6 protein-coding genes and 2 pseudogenes are annotated in these 6,241 nt (G+C 67.7%); 3 read left to right on the top strand and 5 right to left on the bottom strand.

Annotated elements, in window-relative coordinates; translation table 11 throughout:
* The coding region (locus LQ326_RS46640; RefSeq protein ID WP_372497145.1) for a transposase at positions 1 to 368 on the bottom strand (368 nt) is incomplete at its 3' end.
* A gap of 120 nt (positions 369 to 488) precedes the next feature.
* Positions 489 to 623 (bottom strand): annotated as a pseudogene (locus tag LQ326_RS46635) (transposase); the annotation flags it as partial.
* Positions 624 to 714: 91 nt separating this feature from the next.
* Between LQ326_RS46635 and LQ326_RS49050 the strand changes: the two are divergent.
* Together LQ326_RS49050 and LQ326_RS46630 are read left to right on the top strand one after the other, a co-directional pair.
* Positions 715 to 885 carry a transposase gene (locus tag LQ326_RS49050; protein ID WP_372497146.1) on the top strand — a complete coding sequence of 57 codons (171 nt, stop codon included), beginning with the start codon at positions 715 to 717 and terminating at the stop codon, positions 883 to 885.
* Positions 886 to 1,087: 202 nt separating this feature from the next.
* A complete protein-coding gene (locus tag LQ326_RS46630) occupies positions 1,088 to 1,495 on the top strand; it encodes an IS3 family transposase (RefSeq protein ID WP_234545283.1) in 408 nt (135 codons plus the stop codon).
* A 12-nt stretch (positions 1,496 to 1,507) separates the two neighbouring features.
* Here the strand turns inward: LQ326_RS46630 and LQ326_RS46625 are convergent, their stop codons facing one another.
* Both LQ326_RS46625 and LQ326_RS46620 read right to left on the bottom strand, forming a co-directional pair.
* Positions 1,508 to 3,856: a tyrosine-type recombinase/integrase gene (locus tag LQ326_RS46625; protein ID WP_234545282.1), complete on the bottom strand. Its 2,349-nt coding sequence runs from the start codon at positions 3,854 to 3,856 to the stop codon at positions 1,508 to 1,510.
* A complete protein-coding gene (locus tag LQ326_RS46620; RefSeq protein WP_308402177.1) occupies positions 3,853 to 4,896 on the bottom strand; it encodes a tyrosine-type recombinase/integrase in 1,044 nt (347 codons plus the stop codon). The genes LQ326_RS46625 and LQ326_RS46620 overlap by 4 nt, the downstream gene beginning before the upstream one ends.
* Before the next feature lie 94 nt (positions 4,897 to 4,990).
* Between LQ326_RS46620 and LQ326_RS46610 the strand changes: the two genes are divergently transcribed.
* Positions 4,991 to 5,425 carry a DDE-type integrase/transposase/recombinase gene (locus tag LQ326_RS46610; RefSeq protein ID WP_308402176.1) on the top strand — a complete coding sequence of 145 codons (435 nt, stop codon included), beginning with the start codon at positions 4,991 to 4,993 and terminating at the stop codon, positions 5,423 to 5,425.
* Between the two features lie 36 nt (positions 5,426 to 5,461).
* Here the strand turns inward: LQ326_RS46610 and LQ326_RS46605 are convergent.
* Positions 5,462 to 6,092 (bottom strand): annotated as a pseudogene (locus LQ326_RS46605) (transposase family protein); the annotation flags it as partial.
* Positions 6,093 to 6,241: the final 149 nt, after the last annotated feature.

Below are 6,241 nucleotides of genomic sequence, written 5' to 3'. Positions count from 1 at the left end.
ACCGTTCCTGAATACTGCCGGGCCACGCCAGCCGACCGGACACCCTTTTTGAGGAATCCCGTCTCATCGAGAATAAGGATTCCCCGCTCGGGGTCCCGGAGGTGTTCCACCACTGCGTCGCGGACATCGTCATGCACGGCGTCCGCGTCCCAGAGGTAGTGGTTCAACAGCCGCTGCATGCCCTGAGGACCGTCGTCCCCAGCAGCCTCCGCCAGCGTCCAGCCGTTCTTCCGCTCCGTCTCACTGAGCAGTCCCCGCAGGTAGGACACCATCCGTCGCCGTGGCTCCACCCGACCGAATCGACCCGCGAACCTCGCCACGAAGTCGCCAAACACATCTGACCAGCCGTCAGTTACCTGTTCCCCCACACAACGACCAACGACGCGGCACCGACAACGTCACGGAGTGTCGTTGCAGTACTAAAGGCTGTCCCGCAATGATCAACTGACTCGACACGGTGGGCATCGGGGACGCCCACCTGGGCTGGTTTATCCGGCGAGCGCGAGGTTGTGCAGGCGGGCGATGCCAAGCATGGCGTGATGAACGCCGTCTCCCTTCAAGCGGCAGTCGCGGAGGATCTTCCAGCTCTTCATGCGGGCGAAGGTGTGCTCGACGCGGGCACGGTCTGAGGTTCCCCCTGCCGGCCGGACAGCTTGATACTGGGACGGATGGTCCCGGAGGAAGCAGTCACAGGTGGTGAGTGGCAAGAGCAACATGAGTAAGCGGTACACGGCCGAGTTCAAGCGGGACGCGGTCGCCTTGGTGTTGTCCTCGGAGAAGAGGGTCACCGAGGTCGCGAGGGATCTTGGCGTGAGTCCGGAAGGGCTGCGCGGGTGGGTGAAGCAGCGAAGGTCGACCGCGGGGAGGGACCCGCCGGGGCTTTGACCAGTGCGGAGCGTGAGGAGTTGGTCCGGCTGCGGCGGAAGGTCCGCGAGCGGGAGGCCACGATCGAGGTTCTGGGGAAAGCGATCGCCTTCTTCGCTCAGGACAAGATGAGGTAGACACCGTGGCACGGTGTCGTTTCATCGATGCGGAGAAGGCGTCGGAGGGTAATCCTGCAGGTCACAGCGTTGCTTTTCTGTGCCGTGTGCTGGGAGTGCCCCGTTCCGCCTACTACGCGCACAGGGCGTCACGGCCGGCCCGGACGGTGCGGGAGCGGGCCGAGGAGGTGCTGGTGGGCGAGATCCGGGTGCGTCACGCCGGATCTCGCGGTGCCTACGGGGCCCCGCGGATCCACGCCGCCCTGCGGCGGGCCGGGCGGGTGGTGAACTCCAAGAAGATCGAGCGGCTGATGCGCAAGCACCGGATCGTCGGGATCACCCGCCGCCGGCGGCGGCGGGGCCTGACCCGGCAGGCGAAGCGGGCGGTGTTCGCGCTCGACCTGATCGGCCGGGACTTCACCGCGCCCCGGCCCGGGATCCGGCTCGTCGGCGACATGACTGAACTCAGCACGCTGGAAGGGAGGTTGTATCTGGCGATTCTGTGGAATCTGTGAGCTGGGGTTTCGTCAGCGGGTGCCTTGTCGGACCTCGACGATCGGCAGCAGTGCGGAGGTGGTCGGCCGGTTCAGGTCGCGAGGGCTGGGGCCGGCGGGAGTGGGGACCTCGGAGAGTCGGTCCAGGAGTGCGTCGAGGGCGACCTGGCCGTCATCGATGGCGGCGCGTTCGTCGTCGGTCAACGGGATGGAGATGAGCATCCGCTGCAAGTTGGCCTTGGCTTCGAGGAGTTGGGCCTGAGTGGAGTCCTTCGGGGTGTAGAAGTCGCAGCGTGCGCAGGCCATGCGGTGCTGGCACTGTTCGAAGAAGCTGTAGGTGCAGTAGCCGTGGCCGAGGTCGTAGTGCTGCCAGGGCTCGCCGCCCGCGGCGGCGCCGGAGGCGACGGCATCCCGGTCGACGAGCACTTCGATGGTCCGCAGGTTGCGGGAGAAGTACCCGGCTTCGGTGTAGGCCCTGGTCAGCGTGTTCGGGGTGATCTTCGCGTAGTGCTGGGTGCTGGTCGGGCTGCGGTGTCCGAGCCATGCCTGCAGCTCGAAGAGCGTCATCGGCTCCTTGGCGTTGTAGAGCTGGCTGGCGATGGTGGATCGGGCCCGGTGGCTGGTGATGTTCCCGCGGACATCGGCGGTGGGCACTCCGGCCTTCTCGCAGAGCGCGGGGATCAGGGTGCGGTTGATGTAGTTCTTCGCGACCGGGTGGGCCCGGACGGAGAAGAGCAGGTCAACGCGCTCGTTGGTCTTGGCGTCGAGGCGTTCGGGCTGGGTGGGCCGCAGGGCCTGCCAGGCTTCGACGGCCTGGCCGACGATCGGGTCGACGGGCTTGGTGAAGGCCGTACTGGTCTTGTTCACCGGGATGTCGAGGAGGCAGACGGCCTGCTCGGCCAGAACCTCGCGGGAGGCGCCGTCGATGGGCTGGCCCTCGTGTTGCCAGCGGATGCAGCCGACCCGGAGCCGGGAGATCTCGTCACTGCGCAGGCCGGAAAACAGCCAGGTCAGAGCGAGAGCGCGGATCAGTTCCAGGGGGTAGTAGCTGCCGGCGGAAGTGCCGGGAAGGTCTGGGGCTTGAAGGTTGAGTCCGGCCCACAGCAGTTTGGCCCAGACCTCATCCGCGATGACGCGAGGGTCGGTGGAGATCAGGGCGGCGACCGTGCGGGGCACCGCCAGGGCCCGGTTCGTGTCGAAGCGCCTGGGGATCCATTCCCATTCCTGCAGGTCACGCAGGAACGTGCGGGTGCCCATCAGGATGTGAGACTTGGTTCGTGGGGCGATCGGATCGCCAAGACGCCCGTGGAGGTGGTCGACGCGCTGGACGTAGGCCCCGACGGCCATCTTGTCGACCGCGGCGACCCAGTTCGCGCAGGTCGACCGCGTCCAGTGGGCCGGATCGACCGCGTCAGGATGCTCGGCGGCCAGCCAGCGGCCGGTCTTGGCCATGTTCGTACGGATGTTGTTGCGGACAGCCGCGGTGAGCGTGGAGGTGTCGTACCAGCGCTGCAGATAGATGGACCACGGTTCGGGGACTCCGGCCAGGCCCGGAGCGTGGTTGAAGCCGGGCCGGACCGGGGCCCGGCAGTGCCCGAGATCGGCCATGACCTTCTGCAGTGCGTAGAACCCGGACGCATAGCGAGTGCCGGTGGCCGGGTGGGCTTGCAGACGGGCAAACGCCTCGGTGGTCAGGTCCTCGAGGCGGGGGCTGCGGTTGATCAGCAGGGCCTGGGCCAGCACCCCTGGCAGCCGGTAGCGGCCGTCCTCACGGTTCTGGCTGCGGTAGCCCCAGCGGTCCGAGACCACCGCGACCTTGGCCATCGCCGTCTCCATCGTCTCCGGTCCGAACAGCAGCCCGGCCAGGTAGAACCGGTTGAAGTAGCCCAGGTGCTGGTAGTCGGTGAAGCCCCCGAGGACATAGGCCAGAGCGATCAGGAACGGGCGGGTCGCGGTGTCCGTCGGCAGGGGCTGGGCCGCGCGGAACGCAGTACTGCCGGTGGAACACACCCCGGCCCAGTCCCAAGGCGTCCATCCCCACCAAGAGCCTTCCAGGTTGCGGCAGTTGTCCAACACGATCGCCACTGCCTGGGCCCCGGCCCGGCGGTGGCTCACCTCACCACCGTGGTGAAGGACGCTGCGGGCCTGGTCGAGGGGGGCGACCAGACGGGCCAGGGCCCTCCAGTGCACGGCGGTCCGGCGCGGAATCCCGCCGTGGGCCCGCTGCCGGCGCAGAGCCCGCAGGTCCATGGCAGCCAGCGCGTCCCGTTCCCTGCCGAGCAGCTGCGGGCTGCGGTCGAAGCCGTCCAGCGCGAACAGACACGGCCGGTCCGCCCCCGCGCCGGGTGCCGAAAGCAGCGGCCTGACCTGGGACGGGATCATCGCGAGGACCTTTCCGTGGTGGTGAGCGTCTCGACCCGCCAGGCGTGCAGATGCGACATCGAGGCGTTCAGCCGCGCGGAGAGCTCCCGGCCCGAGAGGTGGATGTAACGCAGAGTCGACTCGGTGCTGCGGTGCCCCGCGAACGAGGCGATCGTGTGCACCTCCCAGCCCATCCGGGCCAGATCCGTCAGACACAGGTGCCGCGTGGTGTGCGTGGAGAACCGCGTCACCTCCGCATCCAACGCGATCCGGCGCACGACCTTGGACCAGGTCCACAACGTCAGCGGCTGGGCCGCGTTGCGCCGCGACTCCGACAGGAACAACGGCCCCCGTGCCCGCGACAACGAGGCGCGGTGCCGCAGATACTCGCCCAGCAACACCCCGGTGGACGCCGAGTAGGGCACCACCCGTTCCTGACGCGTCTTGGTCGTCTCCGCCCGCACCCGCAGCGTGCGGTGGGCCGGATCGATGTCGTCGGTCCGCAGCGAACACAACTCCTCACGGCGGAGCGCTGAATCGTAGGCGAGAGCCAGCATCAGCCGGTTGCGCACCGGCTCGGCCCGGAAGACCTCCAAGATCTGCAACCACTCGTCCTCCGCCGGGATCCACGGCAGCTTCACCATCCTCGGTACCAGTCCCCGCGCCGTCCCGCCACCTGCCCGGCCGGGGGTGTAGCGGCCGCGGCCCACCGGATTCGACTCCCGCACGCCCTCCTCGACGAGGAAGTCGAAGAACAACCGCACCGGCACGAGCCGCTGCTGCAACGTGGCATTGGACAGTCCCGCCCCCGAGTCCAAGGCCAGTACATTCGCCCCGTTCCGGCTCGGCCGCGTCCTCAACTCCCGTACAAATGCGGCGACATGAGCGCGACTGGCCGCCTCCGGGGCGACTCCGTCCCGCTCACACGCCAGCAAGAACTCACCCAAACCCCGGGCATAGGCATCGATCGTCCGCGGCGCCCGCCCCAGATCCGACCAGATCTGCAGCCACTCGGCCGCCCGCTCATGCCGCCCCAGGACCGGCCACTTCTCCGACAACACCGTCACGAACACGCTCAACGCGAGACCAGCGCCGCCGTACCGCCCCGCCCGGAAGGTCCATCCGTCAGCGTGATTCCACGTAACTTATACCTGTATCGATCCCGCGACGCGGGAGGTGGTCGGCTGGGCGATGGCCGGCCACCACCGCGCCGAGCTGCCGGTCGCCGCCTTGCGGATGGCTGCCGGGCGTGGCGGCCTGGAGCAGGGTTGCGTCATGCACACGGATCGTGGCAGCGAGTACACGAGTGACGAATTCCGCAGCGAGATACGCAAGTTGCGCATGCGGCAGTCGATGGGGCGTGTCGGCTCTTGTTACGATAACGCCGCCGCGGAAAGCTGGTTCGCCATCCTGAAAGCGGAGATCGGGACGACCATGTGGGAGACCCGCGAGGCCGCCCGGGCCGACGTCTTCCGCTACGTCGAGGTCGAGTACAACCGCAGCCGGCTCCGTCGGCACCCCGACTACGGGTACGTCACCCCGCTCGAAACGAGATTTTTGCTCGGGCAGAACGTCGTCCCGGCAGCGTAAACATCCGCTGTCCAGTTCGCGGGGGGAACTTCAGTCCTTGCGGTGTGAGCGGTTGTGTTCCTCTTTCCAGGCCGGGAGTTCGGCCTGGCCTGGTTGACGGCGGTGCGGGATCACCAGGCCGGTGCCGCGGTTGCCGCCGTCAGCGATCACCGTGGTGTTGCCGACGGCGGCCTTCGCTCCGGACAACTCCCATGCCCTGCAGTCGTTGCAGTTGCCGCAGAGGCCGGCCAAGTGCGACGACCAGCCGGGTATCGGCGTCGATGACGACCTGGTGGTTGGTGGAGTACCGGTAGTTTTTCGACTGCTCGGCCACCGCGTGATCACGCGTGGGAACCAAGGTGCCGTCCACGATGAGCATGGTGTCCTTGCGAAACCGTCGTCGCGGCTGCAGGGCGGGCAGCGGTGCGAGGCGGTTGATGATGCGGTCGGCCGCAGACTTCGAGATTCCGAACAGCGGCGCGAGCTGGCGCAGCGTCAAGTTCGTCCGACAGTACGCCGCAACCAGTAGGACGGGATCCTCCAGAGGCAGGCCCCACGGCCGACCTCGGCGGACCGTGTCCGCTCCCTCGCGACGCAGCGCGGTCACCAGCTTGCCGAAGCAGCGCGGGCTCAGCCCCGTGAACGGGCCTATCCAGGACGGCTGTGACGCCGTGATCACACCAGCCACGAGAAGATCGTCCCACCACGTTGCGAACCGCCGGACTCGGAGGCATCCATGGAGAAGGACTTGGTCAGTCGTCTGGAAGAGAAGGCGAATCGTTTCGTGATCCCCCTGCGCATGAACGAGGGGTTCGATGAGCAGGCGCTCCTTCACCT

The organism is Streptomyces shenzhenensis, from assembly GCF_021462265.1.
GTDB classification, from domain to species: domain Bacteria; phylum Actinomycetota; class Actinomycetes; order Streptomycetales; family Streptomycetaceae; genus Streptomyces; species Streptomyces shenzhenensis.
Note: the sequence above shows the minus strand (reverse complement) of the source record. Positions and strands in the feature narration are given on the sequence as shown.